The organism is Flavobacterium flavipallidum (assembly GCF_038289905.1).
Lineage (GTDB): Bacteria > Bacteroidota > Bacteroidia > Flavobacteriales > Flavobacteriaceae > Flavobacterium > Flavobacterium flavipallidum.
Genome location: NZ_JBBYHU010000009.1, coordinates 85,229 through 103,642, shown reverse-complemented (window position 1 = coordinate 103,642; position 18,414 = coordinate 85,229). Strand labels below are relative to the sequence as shown.

The 18,414-nt window shown below is 34.3% G+C and carries 11 protein-coding genes; all 11 read right to left on the bottom strand.

The window, feature by feature from the left end; all coding sequences use genetic code 11:
- Nucleotides 1-352 precede the first annotated feature (352 nt).
- The 11 genes from AAEO59_RS06820 to AAEO59_RS06770 all read right to left on the bottom strand — a co-directional run bounded on the left by AAEO59_RS06820 (nucleotide 353) and on the right by AAEO59_RS06770 (nucleotide 18,411).
- Nucleotides 353-3,013: a glycoside hydrolase family 3 C-terminal domain-containing protein gene (locus AAEO59_RS06820; RefSeq protein WP_341699988.1), complete on the bottom strand. Its 2,661-nt coding sequence runs from the start codon at nucleotides 3,011-3,013 to the stop codon at nucleotides 353-355.
- A gap of 16 nt (nucleotides 3,014-3,029) precedes the next feature.
- Nucleotides 3,030-5,273 carry a GH92 family glycosyl hydrolase gene (locus AAEO59_RS06815; protein ID WP_407934923.1) on the bottom strand — a complete coding sequence of 748 codons (2,244 nt, stop codon included), beginning with the start codon at nucleotides 5,271-5,273 and terminating at the stop codon, nucleotides 3,030-3,032.
- Between the two features lie 11 nt (nucleotides 5,274-5,284).
- Nucleotides 5,285-6,769 carry an alpha-L-fucosidase gene (locus AAEO59_RS06810; protein WP_341699987.1) on the bottom strand — a complete coding sequence of 495 codons (1,485 nt, stop codon included), beginning with the start codon at nucleotides 6,767-6,769 and terminating at the stop codon, nucleotides 5,285-5,287.
- A gap of 30 nt (nucleotides 6,770-6,799) precedes the next feature.
- A complete protein-coding gene (locus AAEO59_RS06805) occupies nucleotides 6,800-8,662 on the bottom strand; it encodes a glycoside hydrolase family 35 protein (protein WP_341699986.1) in 1,863 nt (620 codons plus the stop codon).
- Between the two features lie 44 nt (nucleotides 8,663-8,706).
- Complete coding sequence (locus tag AAEO59_RS06800; RefSeq protein ID WP_341699985.1) at nucleotides 8,707-11,010, bottom strand: glycoside hydrolase family 20 protein; 2,304 nt, start codon at nucleotides 11,008-11,010, stop codon at nucleotides 8,707-8,709.
- A gap of 69 nt (nucleotides 11,011-11,079) precedes the next feature.
- Entirely contained in the window at nucleotides 11,080-12,093 is a 1,014-nt protein-coding gene (locus AAEO59_RS06795; RefSeq protein ID WP_341699984.1) for an isoaspartyl peptidase/L-asparaginase family protein, read from the bottom strand.
- A 39-nt stretch (nucleotides 12,094-12,132) separates the two neighbouring features.
- Nucleotides 12,133-13,230, bottom strand: coding sequence for a family 10 glycosylhydrolase (locus AAEO59_RS06790; protein ID WP_341699983.1), 1,098 nt, complete (start codon nucleotides 13,228-13,230; stop codon nucleotides 12,133-12,135).
- Nucleotides 13,231-13,260: 30 nt separating this feature from the next.
- A complete protein-coding gene (locus tag AAEO59_RS06785) occupies nucleotides 13,261-14,385 on the bottom strand; it encodes a glycoside hydrolase family 18 protein (protein WP_341699982.1) in 1,125 nt (374 codons plus the stop codon).
- A gap of 33 nt (nucleotides 14,386-14,418) precedes the next feature.
- Nucleotides 14,419-15,486 carry a sugar-binding protein gene (locus AAEO59_RS06780; protein WP_341699981.1) on the bottom strand — a complete coding sequence of 356 codons (1,068 nt, stop codon included), beginning with the start codon at nucleotides 15,484-15,486 and terminating at the stop codon, nucleotides 14,419-14,421.
- A gap of 5 nt (nucleotides 15,487-15,491) precedes the next feature.
- On the bottom strand, nucleotides 15,492-16,457 hold the full coding sequence (locus tag AAEO59_RS06775) for a glycoside hydrolase family 130 protein (RefSeq protein WP_066329110.1): 966 nt from the start codon (nucleotides 16,455-16,457) through the stop codon (nucleotides 15,492-15,494).
- A gap of 76 nt (nucleotides 16,458-16,533) precedes the next feature.
- Nucleotides 16,534-18,411: a sodium:solute symporter family protein gene (locus AAEO59_RS06770; protein WP_341699980.1), complete on the bottom strand. Its 1,878-nt coding sequence runs from the start codon at nucleotides 18,409-18,411 to the stop codon at nucleotides 16,534-16,536.
- Nucleotides 18,412-18,414: the final 3 nt, after the last annotated feature.

Sequence of the window (18,414 nt, the reverse complement as noted above, 5' to 3'; positions counted from 1 at the left end):
AGCTCTAAAACAAACTTATTTCTTGCGAAAAAACATGTTTATTTATGTCTTATGTAGCAAAATTAAATCTTAAAAATCAGAATTTAATGATGTAATTTTAACATTATTCATCCTTTTTCAAAAGAATTAAAATACAAAAAAAAGAAACCTGTAAAACATCCAAAAGTCCTACAAAAAAAAGGGCTTCACAACTTTCAAAAAAGAAAATTCATGATTAAAACCAGTCTTTTTTTTGAACAAAAAAAAACCAGCGAATAGGATTCGCTGGTTTATAAAATTGTTATGTTTTTTTACAAAAAGTAATTCATAAATTTAGGATACAATAATTACTTCCTAACATTGAAAAAACAAATTATTTTAGAACTTTAAAAGTTGCTTTTTTCAAATCAAAAGAATTTCCTCCCACCATTACTTCAAAATCACCCGGTTCTACAACTCTTTTCATTTCTCGGTTCCAAAGGGATAATTCATCAGGAGTTAATGTAAATTCTACATGTTGTGTTTCTCCTTTTTTAATGAATATTCTTTTAAATCCTTTCAATGTTTTCTCCGGTGTTGTAGTACTGCTATATACATCATTAATATATAATTGCACTACTTCTTCTCCGTCTCTGTCACCAGTATTTTTTACATCTACCACTACTTTAATTTCATTATCTGTTTTAATTTCGTTAGCATTCAATTTTAAATTAGAATATTTAAAAGTAGTGTAGCTTAATCCGTAACCAAATGTAAATAATGGATTTTCGCTTTCGCTAACATATCTGTGAATAGCAGATGGTTTTTGATTGTAATAAATTGGCAATTGTCCAACCGATTTAGGAACTGTAATAGGCAATCTTCCCGCTGGATTGTAATCACCAAATAATACATCCGCTACTGCTCTACCCCCCTTCTCTCCAGGAAACCAACCTTCTACAATAGCTGGAATATTTTCGGCAATCCAGTTAGTGGATAATGGACGACCGTTCAATAAGACACAAACTACAGGAGTTCCGGTTTTTTGAATGGCTTCAATTAATTCCTGTTGCATTCCGTGTAAATTCAAATCGGCAACATCTCTGTTTTCTTCAACCAATTCGTTTGATTCTCCTAAAACAACAACGGCAACATCTGCTTTTTTTGCTGCTTCAACTGCTGGTTGTAAATTTACTTTTTCCAGATTCCAACGCAAATGGGCTCTGGCTCCCCAGCCTCCTTCCCACATTTCAATGCGAACTTTGTATTTTTTTCCTGCTTCAATATTTTTTGGAGTTGTTACGATACTTGTCGCACCTTTTGTCCAGTTGTCTATTACCAATTGATCGTCAATCCACATTCTGATTCCGTCATCTGAACTTAAACCTAACCATCCGTCAAAAGCTTTATCTGATTGAATATAACCTGTCCAACGAATAGAAAAATCATCCACATTTACACCATCACCAGGCGCCCAGGGCCAGTCAAACTCTAATTGGCTATCAATACGAGTTAAAGCTGGAGTTCCTTCTAAATTTCTATTATTAAAATATTCCCCCTTTAATCCATTTTGAGATCCATCTGAAGTAAATAAATATTTAGAAGGAATCGCCTGTCCTTTTATGATCAGTGGCACCCCTTCTTCATAAACCACATTAGCTGTTTTTCCTACCAATTGCTGAATTCCTTCAAAAACAGTTACACCAACACTATTTTTTGGAGAATAACCTCCCAATCTCGAAGCATTAGCATTTGGTCCAATAACTGCAATGTTTTTAAGGTCTTTTTTTAATGGAAGCAGATTGTTTTCATTTTTCAATAAAACCATCGATTTTTGGGCAGCTTCTAAAGCAACAGCTTGATTTTCTTGCGTATGAAAACGCAATTTAATCAAGTTTTTATCAGTATAAGGATTTTCAAATAATCCTAATAAGAATTTCAAACGTAAAACATCACCCGCGGCACGGTCAATATTTTCCATTGTTAATTTCTTTTCATTTACTAATTCAACAATTGTATTTTGCCAGAATTCATTTGAAAAATCATAAAACTGCATATCAACTCCTGCCGAAACCGCTTCTCTGATACTTTCTTTTGGAGAATCAGACACTTTATGAGTCGTTTGGATGTATTTAATAGCTCCTAAATCGGATACAACAAGTCCTTTGAAACCCCATTCATTTCTCAAAACATCCGTTAATAACCAATGATTTGCAGCACAAGGAATTCCGTCTAATTCAGAATAAGCACACATTGTTCCTAAAGCACCACCTTTTCTAAAGGCTTTTTCGAAAGAAGGTAAATGATCTTCACGTGCAGAACGCTCTCCAACCAAAATTGGCGACGAATTCCCTCCCGCCTGTGGAATACCGTGAACGGCAAAATGCTTTGGTTCAGCAATAATAGAACGATCTGATTTTAAATCATCTCCTTGTAATCCTTGGATAAATCCTAAACCAATTTCACTATTCAGGTAAGCATCTTCACCAAAAGTTTCAGCTACTCTTCCCCATCTTGGTTCACGTCCTAAATCTAAATTAGGTCCAAAACCAAAATGTACTCCGTGAGCACGGGCTTCCATCCCGATAACGCCTCCTACTTTTTTCATCAACGCAGTATCCCAAGTTGCTCCAAGTCCGATGTTCATTGGGAATGCCGTACTTCCTTCGTCTAAATAGCCGTGAAGCATTTCACACATAATCAAAGCCGGAATTCCCCAACGATTCCCTTTGATGACATTAGTCTGTAAATCATTAATCATTTTTGCCGAACGAGGATAAAGGTCATGAATCGCTCCAATTCCTAATTTCCCAATTTTTTCAGCCGATTTACCTTTAGCGAAATCATCTTTCTCTTTAAAAAAATCACCTCGGTACATGTCCATCTGACGTACTTTTTCTTCAAGAGACATGCGGCTTAACAGGTCTTTTACTCTTTCCTCAACAGGCAATTTGGAATCCTGATAAGGATATTTCTTTTGAGCAAAGCCAGCTTGACTAAAACCAACAGCCATCACAAAAAGAATAGCTGTTTTTTTAATTTTTAATTCTAACATATTTTAGGCGTATTTTTTAATTCTGAATCACTTTTAAAGTTTTACCATTTACCAAATTGTCATGGGAAATGAAATAACTATTCAATGGTTTTCCGTTCAATTGTATTGCTTTGATTTTTCCATCGGTATTGACTTCTTTTTCGATTACAATACTGTTATTTTTATAATATTTAGGATCAAGTTTGATCGTTACTTTATCAAACATTGGCGCAGTTATCGTATAAACAGGTTCTCCCGGAACAATTGGGTAAATTCCCATCATTGAATACACTAACCAAGCTGACATCGTTCCTGTATCATCATTTCCTGGCAATCCTTTTGGTTTGTTTTGGAAATATTCCTGTACCAGTCTTTTTACATTTTCCTGAGCTTTGAACTCCTCACCTTTTACATAATTAAATAAATAAGGATTGGCAATATCCGGTTCATTGGCCATATCAAATTGTTTGCTATCAAAGATTTTCTGCAATTGTGCCGAAAAAGCTTTATCTCCTCCCATTAATTTTTTTAATCCATTGATATCGTGCGGAACCATAAAATTATATTGCCACGCATTACCTTCGATAAAACCAACATTTTCTTCAAAATTAGCACCCGAATTTGGATCAAAAGGCTCGTACCAGTTTCCATTAGCTATTCTTGGACGAAGTAATTTTAAATTTTTATCGAATAATTTTCGATACGATAAGGAACGTGCTTTAAATCGTTTCGCATCGGCTTTTTTCCCTAAAGCATCCGCTAAAAGTGAAATTGCATAATCTGAAATATTGTACTCCTGTGTTGTCGAAACCGGACCTCTGTTATCTGTAGTTAAAAAACCTTTTTGAATATAATCTTTTAATCCCGGACGAAGCGGATTATTCTCCATTTGATCAGCTCCTTTCAGCATGGCTTTATACGCTTTTTGAACATCAAAATCACGGATTCCTTTCAGATAAGTATCCGCAATTACAATACTTGCAGGATCGCCCACCATAGTAAATGTTTCGGTTGAATTCAATTCCCATTTAGGCAACCAGCCGTTTTCATCATACATTTGAATCATACTTTTCACCATATCCGATTGTTGTTTTGGATAGACTAAAGACATCAACTGATGTAAGTTTCTATAGGTATCCCATAATGAAAATACGGTATAACGAGTACCATCAGTTTTACCTATTTTACTTCTTTTGATTTCCGGAAATTCACCATTAAAATCATTTAAAGTATTGGGGTGAATTAATGTGTGATACAAAGCGGTGTAAAATATCGTTTTGTCATCTTTAGAACCTCCTTCAACTGCAATTTTAGATAATTCTTCATTCCATTCGTCGTAGGTTTCTTTGTAAACTGTTTCAAAAACTTTGTCACCCACTTCTTTTGCTAAGTTTTCACGTGCGTTTTCGATACTGACATAGGAAATACCAATTTTCACTTCAACCGTTTCTTCTTTGTCGAATTTATAGGTAAAATAACTTCCAATACTATCTCCCACAACGGTTTTGATTGTATTTTCCATTATTCTCGCTTTTCCGTTGTAACCCATCCATTGCGCTTCTACTCCATTATATTTAGCAGGTTTTTTCCAAACTCCGAATTTATCAGCAGCTTTAGAAAATTTAGCTACAAAATAAACCGGATAAGCATCTTCGGGACTGTTGTAACAAAACGAACCAACAGAACGCATTCCTTCAATTTCGGTATTCGAAACCACTTTTACCATGGCTCCTTCTTCATTGGTTAAACCAACACCCAGATTTAATAAAACATTCGATTGTCCTTTCGGGAAAGTGAATCGGCTTACACCAACACGTTTTGAAGCAGTAAATTCACCTTTTACATTGTATTTATCAATGTTTACACTGTAGTAAGCTGCTTTGGCTACTTCGTTAGAATAAGTAGAACCGTATTTTAAATGATCTATTTCTACTTCACCTGTGGTTGGCATTACTAAAATTACACCCAATTCAGGACAACCCACACCGCTCAAATTTACCTGACTAAAACCCGTCAAAAAAGTATTCTCATTTACATAAGGATTTGAAAGCCATTGACTGTCTTTTTCCAAAGGTCTATTTTGAGGTCCGGAAACATTAAACGGGCTAATACTGGCCATTCCGCGTGGTGCAATAGGCCCGGGAAAAGCCGCACCATAGTTGGATGTCCCAATTATTGGGTTGACAAAATCAGCCGGTTGCTGTGCAGAAATAGTGCTGTTAACAAACAGCATGTACAAAATACATGCTGCCTGAATAATTTTTTTATTTTTTAAAACCATAGGTTTCAATCTTAACGGTTTATTGCTTCAATTTTTAAAGTCCAAGCTTCTTTACAAGGCAAATTGTTTCTTAAACTTTCAGGAATTAGTACTTTAAATCCTTTATCAAATTTAGTCCATTTTAGCGCCGTTTTTGAACCTAAAAGCGTAATCTTAGTTCCTTTTTTAGGACTGATTGATTTTACTGTAACTTCAGCCGGAATTTTATTTTCTCCGTCTTTTGCTAAATAAAAAGCATATACATTTCCTGCTTTATTTTGGGTAAAACAGATGTTTTCTTCTTTGTAAGGCTCAATAGGTTTAGTGTTGTAAATCGCTGTGCTGTTTACTTTCATCCAGTCACCATAAGCCTGTAACAAATCATAAGCTGCTTTATCCCACTCTCCTTCAGGACTTGGCGCAATGTTTAATAATAAGTTTCCACCTTTTGCAACAATATCAACTAACATATGAATCCCCTGACGTCCTGTTAAATATTGTGCATCCGGAGTATAAGACCATCCTCCGCCAGCAGGAATACAAGATTCCCAAGGATAAGGCAATGTTTTAGCAGGTACACGTCCTTCCGGAGTTAAATAGTTTTGGTTTTTACCATGAACGGCTCTGTCTACCACAATTAAACCTGGTTGTTTAACACGAGCTTTGGCTACTAATTCGTCCATTTTAGGATCCTGATCCACTACTCTGTGTTTAATGAAACCGTTTTTAGATTCGTTTTCAGTAAATTTTTCAGCATAGTTTTCTTTGATGTTTACTTGGTCTCTTTTACGAACCCAACCTCCGTCTAACCATAAAATATCTACTTTACCATAGTTAGTCAAGATTTCCATAATTTGGTTATGCGTAAAATCGACATATTTCTGCCATTTTTCAGGGTATAAAGCAGGATCGTAATTTACATTTCTATCAAAAGGAGGAAAATATGGATCCCAATAATATTCACTATGCCAGTCTGGTTTTGAAAAGTACGCTCCTGTTGAGATTTTTTCGGTTCTGAAAGCATTGAAAACTTCTTTCAAAACGTCAGCTTTAGGGTTTGAATGAAAAGGAACGTCTTTGCTAGTGATTTTATAATCAGAATATTTAGTATCATACATGTTAAATCCATCATGGTGTTTTGTGGTAAAGACCATGTATTTCATACCAGCATATTTAGCCGCTTTGGCCCATTTTTCCGGGTCAAATTTTACGGGATTAAAAGTCTTTCTTAAACCTTCGTAATCTTTTATGTAATCATTATAATTTGATGGATTGCTGCCTTTTTTACGCTCACACCAGCCATAATCTTCCGGACATATAGACCATGATTCTACGATTCCCCATTGGCTGTAAGTACCCCAGTGCATTAACAATCCAAACTTTTTTCCCTGCCATTCCTCTAAATTTTTCAATACCAATGGGTCGGTTTCCGGTACATAACGCTCATCTTCATAAATGGCTTGAGAAAAGATTTGTACTGAAAACAATAATGCTATGATTGCTATGCTTTTTTTCATTCTTTCGTATTTTAATTCTTAAATCTGTTATTACTTAGTCTCTGTATTTAATGTTTCAAGTATTGGTTGGTCAGTAAATGTTAATTGCGTTTGTGCATTTTCATTTAGTTGTTCTAATACTACAATGCTATTTACTCCTTTATTCAGCCAACAACCTGGTACATATAATGTTTGTTGCGGTCCTACTTTCCAATAGCGTCCTAAATTATGTCCGTTTACAAATACAATTCCCTTGCCCCAAGCTGACATATCCAAAAAAGTATCAGCAGGTTTATCAATATTTACAATGGATTCATATAAAACGGGGCGTCCTAATTTGATAGTTTCATTTTTAACTGTTGGAACTTCACTCATTGGCATTTTATACATTTCCCAACCTCCGGTAATTTCATATTCATTGATTACAACTGGAGAAATAATTCCTTTAGTATTGTGAACAATTTCGGCACCATAATTAATACGTCCCATGTTTTCCACCAAAATTTCTAAAATTCCATTAAAAGGAATGGTAACTGGCAACTCGTAGTTTTTGAAAACTCTGTTCAACTCACCTGCTTTAACCCCGTTTACATAAACTGTAGCAAAGTCTCTTAATCCCTGGATTTTCAAAGTACCTGAAATAGGTTGTGTGAATCTTTTTCGATACAAAACATAACCATTACCCTGACCCAGTTTCTCAAAAGTTAAAGGTTGATCGTTTACAACTGCTTTTTCCTTTTTAATCCAGCTTAAAACATCCATACTTGATTTTACAGGCTGATTAGGGAATTTTGCTACTTGAATTTTCTCAGGTATAGCTGGTAATTTTGTTTTAGAAAATTTTTGCATGACATCACGAATAGCTAAAAACTTTGGTGTTGTCCAACCCGCTTCGCTAATTGGTGCATCGTAATCATAACTTGTAATATCAGGCTGAATATCCATTTCTTCATTATAATTAGCACCAGAAGTAAATCCAAAATTAGTCCCTCCATGAGCCATATAATAATTAAAAGATACGCCGGCTTCCAAGTACTTTTTGGTTTGATTTGCAATTTCCTCAGAACCGATTTTTACAAATGGTTCTGCCCAATGATCCAACCATCCCGGATAAAACTCCGCTACCATATAAGGCCCCTGACCTTTATGAAATTTATCAACCTGCTTCTTTAAATTTTCAATATTTGATTCTCCATTAGCAGTTGGCAAAACTCCGTCAACAGCTCCACCTTCAAACAACCAAGTTCCGTCAGAAGTAAAAAAAGGCTCCTGAAAACCAGTGGATTTCAACATATTGTAGATAGCCGTTTTGTATTCCTTATGATTGTTAGAATTGATATCTGTTCTTTGAGAAACATACGAACCAAATTCATTTTCAACCTGAACCATAATAATTGGTCCTCCCTGATTAGAAAAAAGGCCTTTTACCTCGGCAGACAAATGCTCCAAATAGCTTTTACAAGCTTCTAAAAAGGCTTTATTATTAGTGCGAATTACTAAATCAGGATTATTTTGTAACCACCATGGATATCCCCCAAATTCCCATTCTCCACAAGCATAAGGTCCTGGTCTCAAAATTACATACAATCCTTCACTTTTGGCTGTACGAATAAATTCAGCCAAATTTTTATTTCCGGTTTTAAAATCCCAAACTCCCTGAGCTACTTCATGATAATTCCAAAATACATAAGTCGCCACCGTATTCATACCCATTGCTTTAAGCATTTGCAATCTATGTCTCCAATATTCTTTTGGAATACGTTCATAGTGCATTTCTCCTGAATGTATTTTAACAATTTTTCCATCCTGTTTGAATTCTCCGTTAGCAATAGAAAATCCTTTTGTTTGCGCCTGATTGAAAAGCGGCATCAAACACATTAATACTATTCCGAATTTAAATAATAGTTTGTTCATTCTTTGTTCCAAATTATACATTTATAAAACCTAAAATTGAATAGTTACTTCACTACAATTTCATCAAAAAACATAAAGGAACTATCTCCTTTAGGACTTTTTTTCAAATTAGTAGCTATTACTTTTACAAATTTTGCTGCAGTAGGTTTAAAGTTCATCTTAAAATCTTTTAATTCTACATAAGAATTGATGGCAAATGGGTGAACTACTTTTCCAACTTCTTTATAATTAACACCATCTGTAGATACAAATGTTTTGATCTCAGTAGGAAAATAGATTCCGGCTCCTTGATTTTCTAAAGAACCTAAAGTCACCTCACTAATTGTTTTTGTAGTTTCCAGATCAATCACCACATCCATATCATCAACTAACCAAGCCTGCCATTGTCCGTCGTGGAAATTTTTGCTTCCGCGGATAGCATTTACAAGTGTATGATCATCTCCTTTATAATTTGAATTGTAAAGGGTATTGTATTTTACATTATTGGCAAAGGCTTTGTGAAAAACAATCGAATCAGTAAATGTTTTACCAACTGGTTTATTATCCTGAAATAAAGAAGCTTTTAAAACGGTAGATTCCTTTATTTCAATTGGTTTCATATATTTTACTGCATCAACTTCAATACTTTTATCTCCCAATACATAACGAATATCCGGATTAGGAAACTCATTTTTTAATTCAATTTTTATTGATTTGTTAGCTAAATAAGCTGTTGAAGTTGCAGTTACCAAATAAGCACTCTTTGAATAATTGATTCCTAAATAATCATAACGTTTTAATAAAGGGAATAATCGTGAAGTAAAATCATTCCAGCTACGATTATCTTTTGGACTCCAAAGTGTTTCGGATAAAGCAGCCAACCTTGGAAAAATCATGTATTCTGAATCCTTTGGTGTAGCTAGATATTCTGCCCACAAATTAGCCTGTCCACCCAAAACATGTGCAGCTTCTTTTGGTGACATAGAGTCAACTACAGGATCAAATTTATAGACTTCATTTAAAAAATTGTAAGCATTAAAGGCCAGAGGTTCTTCGTTTTGAGGACCTTGATAAAAATTAAAATAACAAGGATTTTCAGGTGTCATAATTACATCATGACCTTGATCAGCAGCTTCAATTCCGCCCTTAGTACCTCTCCAACTCATTACTGTAGCATCCGGAGCTAAACCACCTTCTAAAATCTCATCCCATCCTATAACTCTTTTTCCCTTTGAATTGATGTATTTTTCCATACGTTTTACAAAATAACTTTGTAATTCATGGACATCTTTCAAATGTTCCTCCTTAATTCTTTTTTGACAATGAGGACATTTTTCCCAATTAGTCTTAGTAGCTTCATCGCCACCGATATGAATATATTTCGAAGGGAAAATGGCAATTACTTCATCAATTACATTTTGTAAAAATTCAAAAGTCGTTTCTTTACCCGCACAATAAATATCAGTTAATGGCCAAAGTCCACCAGATGGAACCCCAATTCTTTGATTAAAACAACCCAATTCAGGATAAGAAGCAATAGCACTACTTACGTGAGCCGGCATTTCGATTTCAGGAATGATTTCGATATTTTTCTTTTGAGCATATTTTACAATTTCCTTAAGTTCCTCCTGAGTTAAAAATCCGCCATAAGTTCCCTTTTCATCAGGATTTGTCGTTAATCTAGCATTCCATATTAAATTTTCCTGATTAACACGCCAAGCACCAACTTCGGTTAATTTTGGATATTTTTTAATCTCCATTCGCCATCCCTGATCGTCTACTAAATGCAAATGCAATACATTCATTTTTAGCATTGCCAAACGGTCAATTGTGGCTTCGATATATGATTTATCGAAAAAATGACGCGATAAATCCAACATTAAACCTCTCCACTGAAAGCGAGGTTCATCAATAATTGTCACATTAGGAACAGACCAATTTACATTAGCAACTGTTTTTTTACTTTCAATTGCGGTAGGTAATAATTGTCGGATGGATTCCAAAGCATAAATAAAACCTGCATTTTCCTTTGCTGTTATTAGGATACTTTTTGAAGTAACTTCTAATTTATAAGCTTCTCTATTTAGGTTTTTATCAACTTTAAATTCGATAAAATTATTTTTAGGTTTCTTATTTGAAATTTGAGGTTTCCATCCTGCTGCCAATTGAAATTTAGCGATCAATACCTCTACTATTTCCTTTTGTGAATCCCCTTTTACAATGAATTTAGTACTTGAAGAAAATTGAAACTTTCCATCTTTAACTTCTGTATGAGCCGGTTTAGGTATAATAGCTATGTCTTCCTGTGCCACAACCGAAGTCGTAATCAGAAGTAAAAACAAGGCAATCGTAGTTTTAATTATTCTCATAAATTATTTATTTTAAAAGGCTTCTATATTCTTTATTTGGCTTTGTATTTATTTTTAATTTCTGTAAAATTATTTATCCCAAGTCATTTTAAACTTTGCATCTTCCATTCTGTTTCCTTTTTCGTCATCGCAAATAGCATAATTAAAACCTGAACGCAAACTATAAGCTCCGTGTTCCCCATTTTTATTTAATGCAATAAATCCAACTTGTAGATATTCCATATCACGGTGGTTTTTATGTTTCTCATAAATACGTTCCGTAATTTCTTTACAAGCTTCATATGGCGATTTCCCCTGACGCATTAATTCAACCACCATAGCACTACCGGCGGTTCTAATTACGGCTTCACCTAAACCGGTTGCAGCTGCAGCTCCTACTTCATTATCCAGGAAAAGTCCCGCACCGATGATTGGGGAGTCACCGACACGTCCATGCATTTTCCAGGCCGCTCCGCTAGTCGTACAACCTCCGGCAAGATTTCCTTCTGCATCAATCATCAACATACTAATGGTATCATGATTTTCTATATTAATAACGGGTTTGTATTTAGATTCTTCCAACCATTTTTTCCAATCATTTTCGGCTTCAGGAGTTAATAGGTTTTCCACTTTAAATCCTTCAGAAAGTGCAAACTGTAACGCTCCAGATCCAGACAACATTACATGTGGTGTGTTTTCTAACACTCTTTTAGCTACCGAAATGGGATGCATAATCCCTTCTAAAAAAGATACTGAACCACAATTGCTGTTATGATCCATAATGCAGGCATCCAAAGTTACTTTTCCCTCACGATCCGGATAGCCTCCGTAACCTACACTTCGTACTTTAGGATCAGCCTCCGGAATTCTCAAGCCAGCTTCAAGCGCATCTAAAGCTTTTTTTCCCGCTTTAATTTGCTTCCAAGTTTCCTCATTAGCTGGCAAACCATGATTCCAAGTCGAAATAACAACAGGTTTTTTGACTTTTTTTGAAGCACTTTTTAAAGGAGTCTCTGGCGTAGTCATTCCATTGACTCCTATAAAAGTACCTAAGCCTATGGTTCCTAAAGTAGTTTTTTTAATAAAATTTCTTCTGTTTGACATAGTCTTAGATTGAGTTAGTAATTAGATTTAGTTTGCAATTTATTTTAGACTTTCTTTAGTAGTTTTGATTACTTTCAAATAAGCATCAGATATGGCATTTCCATCAAAAAATGCTACACCTTTAGCGCCGTTTTCTTTAGCTGTCAAAATAGCTTTTCTTAAATCGGCTTCATTTTCTATTCCGGGAATATAAATTCCTGTATTAACTTTTGTGATTCTTCCTTTTAAATCAGTCACTCCTTGTTGAGTTGCAAAACCCACCCAATTAATTCCTTCATTATAAAAGTTATGATAAATCATTGGATAAACCTCATCAATATCCCATTTATCCCAACGTTGTCGCACCATGTGATCAGCCATTTCCGGATAAGGGAATACTGCTGCAGTTAGATTTTTTCCATATTTATGGGCAATTTCATAAGCGTGATTGACTACATTTCTTATTTGATTTAAACGAAATTGCTTCCATTCCATATCAATTTCGGGATGTTCCATTTTTCTTGGATCTCTGCCAAATTCCTTCATAAAAGCATTGACACTGGCATCTGAATAATCAAAATCATAATCCGGTAATTCAGTATTTTGAACCAAATTGTATTTGGGCAACAAACCAATTGGCAAAAAAACATCAGGGTAACGAATATAATCCAAGTGCACACTTTCTACTCCTTCTACTTTAGCCAGTCCTTCTAATAAGTCATAAATATGTTGGCGAGCTTCGGGTTGACTTGGAGACAACCACTGATAATAATCTACATACGGACGATCATCAAAACAGGATTTACCGCTGCGGCTCACCATATACCAATCTGGATGTTGTAAGGCAACTTGATCTCCTGGTCGGTTCATCGTCATAATCCAGGCATGAACTCGTAATCCTTCATTTTTAGCCAATGGAACTAATCTTTTTAACAACTCAGGACTTGTACCTGTATTAATTAAAACTTCGTCAATTCCTGCTTCGTGGTACTTTTTAAATTCAACACTATAAGATTCGTCACTACGTTTAGCATCGGCTGAAATCCAAACTCCAAATTCAAAATCTTTTGCTTTATGTTTCACTTCTGAATTTTGGATTATTTTATTCGAACAAGCCGTGATGATTAATCCTAAAAATAATAGTTGAATATATTTCATAATTAATTTTTCTGTATGTAAGTATTAAAACTATTTTTTCATGTTTTCAAAAAGCGTGTTCAGTAATTCCTGCTTACTGTCCAGACTGTATTCCCAAAACATGGCTCCACCTAAACCTTTAGTTTTAATAAAATTTGCTTTCAATTCAATCTCATTTGGCGTTTCATAAGAAATAAAAATGCCGTCTTTTTCATTCCACAAATAAGAAGCTTTTGCCGACTCATCATAAAGCTGTTTGTATTTTCCGGTAGCTATTTCTTCTTTAATTTTCCAATAAGCAATAATCTCAGCACCCGTTTGCGCCGATTGATACAAACCGTTATTTTGTGGATTTACTTTAGACCATTTTCTTCCGTAAAAAGGAATCCCAACAACTATTTTATCGGCAGTTATTCCTGTCTTCAAATAGGCATCAACTGTTTTAGTTAAATTATCTCCACCAAATTTTTCAAATTTTGATGCATTTAAATTAGCATGATGTCCGGTTTGATACATCCAACCATTATAAAAATCATAACCCATGATATTAATGTAATCCAGGTATTTTTGAGCCGCTTTTAAATCGGTATGATCTAAATAATTTTGATCAGCTCCCGAAGCAATACTTAATAAATAATGAACTTTATCTGAAGTGGTTTTTATTTCTAACTGTTTACGTAATTCGGCTAGTAACAACGTAAAATTTTCTTTATCGGATGGTCTGAACACATTGTCTTCGGCTCTTTGTCCCGGAAATTCCCAATCAATATCAATTCCGTCAAATCCGTATTTTTTCATCAATTTTACCGCACTTTTCGCAAATTGTTCTCTCGAATTTTGATATGCAGCAACATTAGAAAACTGATCAGACCAAACCCATCCACCTATTGAAAATAAGACTTTCAATGAAGGATTTTGCTTTTTAAGTCCCATCAATGCTTTGATTTTAGCATCATCAGTAGCTAATTCAAATTGAACGTTGCCATTTACAATATTTGCAAAAGCATAATTAACATGAGTTAATTTAGTTGCATCAACCTTAGCGGGGTCAAAATCCTCATAACCTGCTACGTACCCTATAATTTTAGTATCCTCTGCTTTGCTCTTCTTTTTAGTTTCTAAAGTAGAACAAGCAAAAAAACAACTGATAATCACTATGTAAAGACTTAATTTCATTCTTTTATTATGCTTTAATTTTCATTAATGGTATCATTTTTCAATAAACTGACCATCTTCTTTGATGATAAAAGTCTTGTTTGAAAAAGGACTTTTTACTGATATATTCCAACCAAAACTATGGTTCTCTAATTTAGGAGTTATAACATTTGTACCAACTTTAATCTCACTTTTTGTTAATTGATTAATCGCTACGGCCCATTTTTTATTTTTGGCTAAATATTGTTTTTGAGCTCTGTACAATTCGAACAATTCCCATTTAATTTTTTCATCCTGAGGGATTGTAAAAGTTACTTTATTTCCAATTTCTTTAGAAGTAAAATATACATAACCCCATTTTTCAGGTTCGTGCATGTTTATAACGCCTTGTGGAGACCAAACCCAATTGTATTCCGGTAAATATTTACCTGAAGCATCTTTTTTGCGTTCGTACTTACCGTTTACAATATCGTGTTGCCAATTGACTCTTGAAAAATTCACTCTCCAGAATTTATCTCTTGGAACATTATCTTCTCCAAAAGATTTTTGATATGAAGCCCATGGAATTGCAATTTCTAAAGTCCATCCTTCATCTGTATCAGCAGGATTATTTAAAGTCCCCTGAATTTTTACCGCCGATTGCAATCCTGTAATATTCCAATCATTTAGCACGACATTTTTTTCACGATAAGGCTTGGTTAAAAACAAATCCCAAGCCGTATTCAAAGCATTGATTTCTAACTCGTAATAATTAAAAGTATCACCATCAGGATCAATAAAAACTTCAAAATCATTATTGTAAAATATAATGGTATCGTGTTGTTTCAAATTTGACCAAACATGTGGTTCTTGAATTTTTGCCAGGATATAATAATTTTTATTATCCCAAAGCATTTTTACCTTTGTATTGTATTTAGGTTTTTCAACACCTTCAATATCAATAAAAGCATCTGTCCACTCTGCTTTTGACCATGAAGTTTCTAATTCATCACCGTCAATTTGGATCTTTTCTGATGTTTTGTAAGCTACATAGTTTTTGGGTACAATTCCTTTGGATTGGGCAAAGCCAATAGAGGAAATGAAACCTAAAACAAACACAATACTTTTAATTTTACTAATCATACTTTTTACAAGCTATTATCTTTTGTAAACTGAATTACTTCGCTTAATTTTCCAAATGCCATAGCAACAACTGTATCAGCCGCTCCGTAATAAACAGCTAGTTTATCTTCTTCTAAATCGTGTAAAGCCGCACACGGGAAAACTACATTTGGCACATCACCAACTTGCTCATAATTTACCGCTGGACCTAATAAATAAGGTTGCGTTCTGTATTTTACATTATCAGGTTGTTCTGTATCTAAAATAGCAGCTCCCATTGCATAACGGAATCCATTACAAGTATTAATTACACCGTGATAAATCATTAACCAACCTTCATCCGTTAAAATTGGGATTGGTCCTGCACCAATTTTTGTACATTGCCAAGCACTATCTTCAAAAGGAGTTGGCTTCATTACTAAACGATGCTCTCCCCAATATTTCATATCCGGACTAAAACTAATCCAAATATCGCCAAAAGGAGTGTGACCATTATCACTTGGACGACTTAACATGGCATATTTTCCATTAATTTTTTGAGGAAATAAAACTCCATTTCTGTTAAAAGGTAAAAAGGCATTTTCGCATTGAAAAAATTCTACAAAATCAAAAGTATAACCAATACCAATTGTAGGTCCGTTATATCCATTGCACCAAGTAATCCAGTAACGATCTTCAATAAACACCACACGTGGATCGTATTTATAGGCAGATTCAATCATTTCGGTATTTCCAGACTGCATTACAATGGGATCATGATTAATTTCCCAATTGATTCCGTCTTTACTAAATCCTGCAAAAATATTCATCTGCACAGCCTTATTATCACATCTGAAAACGCCCGCAAAACCATCTCCAAAAGGAACTACAGCACTATTAAAAACACTGTTTGATGAAGGAATAGCATATCTTTCAATTATGGGATTTTCAGAATATCTCCACATAATGTCATTGTTATTTTCGGGTCTGTCTTGCCAAGGAATTGTACTCATTTTTTATATATTTTGTTTATTCTTTTTTTATTAAATCTTTTAATGCTACTTGATTAAAACTTTTGTCAATTTTAATTTAATCTTGAATTTTTCGAACCTTATCTAACCAGGTATATTTTAAAATTACTGTGGTTACTAAGAAAACAACTAACGAAACAATCGTCTTTGGATAATCACGAATAATAAAATAAACTGGTAAAACTATCATACTCGATTGCCAAACAATACCTACTAGACAATTAAACATATCCATTATAAAATCGTTATTTTTTTCAAATTGTTGATCTTCTTTTTTCAATAACTGATAAACGGGTTTCCACCATCCCCAAGGTCTAACATTAGTGTAAAAAGATTTCAAAACTTCCATATCGGTTGGCTGGCTGAAATAGGTTCCTAAAACACATCCTAATGCTGAAAAAGCAAGAATAATTGGGAACAAATAAATAGCCTGCATCTCAGATAAAGTATGTAATAAAGTTCCCTGAGCGAAACTTCCTTTATTTTGTTCCAAAACAAATTCTAAGGAAGCAATAATCAATCCAGCGAACATTCCCCAGAAATATCCCCAACCATTGAAACGCCACCAAACCCATTTAAGGAAATTAGCTGCCACATAACCTCCAAATAAAGCGCTGGTAATCCATAAGGTCAGTGAATTAATCGACTCTGCAAAAAATCCCATAAAAACGCCTAAACCTACCACTAAAAAAGAAGCAATTTGACTCACTTTGATGTAATGCTCACTAGTTTCATTTGGTTTAAAATATTTTTTATACAAATCATTTACAATGTAGGCCGGACCCGCATTTACAAATGCTGAGAAAGTAGACATAAATGCAGCTAACAATCCCGCTAATAACAAACCTTTAATACCAACGGGAATTTGAAAATTAATTACTTTTGGCATAATCACCTCTAAATCAGCACCACTTAAATTTGGATTTAAATTCATTTCAGGAGCCATTGTTACTAATGCAATTACTACAATTCCAGCAATTAAAAGGTAGCGAGGAATGAATAAAATTAAGTTGGTAAATCCACTCATATAAGCCGCTTCTTTAACCGATTTGGTGGAAAGAATACGTTGTAAATCGTAACTTGGTGTAGGTCCTGCAATACTGGCAAAAAATCCTTTGAATAAAGACATTCCAACCAAAGCTCCAAACATTTTATAACCTTCGGTATCAATCAAATTATTAAAAGTTTGAAATTTTTCACTCCAGTGAGGACCTAATTCCGTTGAAAAAAACACATTTTTCCATTCTTCTGTTATCACCGAATTAATTTGAACATCCGTATAATTAATAAAGGAATAAGCCGCTACAAGAATACCGGCAACAACCATAATTCCGTATTGTAAAACTTCTGTCGCTACAACCGAAAACATACCTCCTTTTATGGTATAAATTGTTGTTAGAAAAATAACTAATAAGGCATAGCTTTGTTCTGAAGTCAATAAAGAAATATCACCTAAATGAATAGCCAAATCCCAAGGTAAAATAATGGTCATAAACTTACCGATTCCCTCAAAGAAATAAGCTATAAAACCAATGGTAGATACGATAGCAAAAACCGCTACAATAATATGTGAAGCCCGTCCTGCTTTATCGTTCCCAAATCGGGTCAAAATCCACTCAGATCCTGTCATGGTATTCGATTTTCTAATCCAAATGGCTAGAAACATCATCACAAAAACCTGATTCCATATAGGCCAAAGCCACATTAAAAAGAAACTTTTAATACCATATAAAAAAAGTACTCCAACCATCCAGGCAGTACCGGAAACATCAAACATTCCCGAACCATTACTCAATCCCAAATAATACCATTTTATTGAATTTCCTCCTAAAAAATAATCATCCAAACCTTTAGAGGCTTTTCTTGAAATCCAAATCCCAATTCCTATTGTTAATAGGATATAAAAAACGATTATTGCTACATCTATGCTATTCATTTC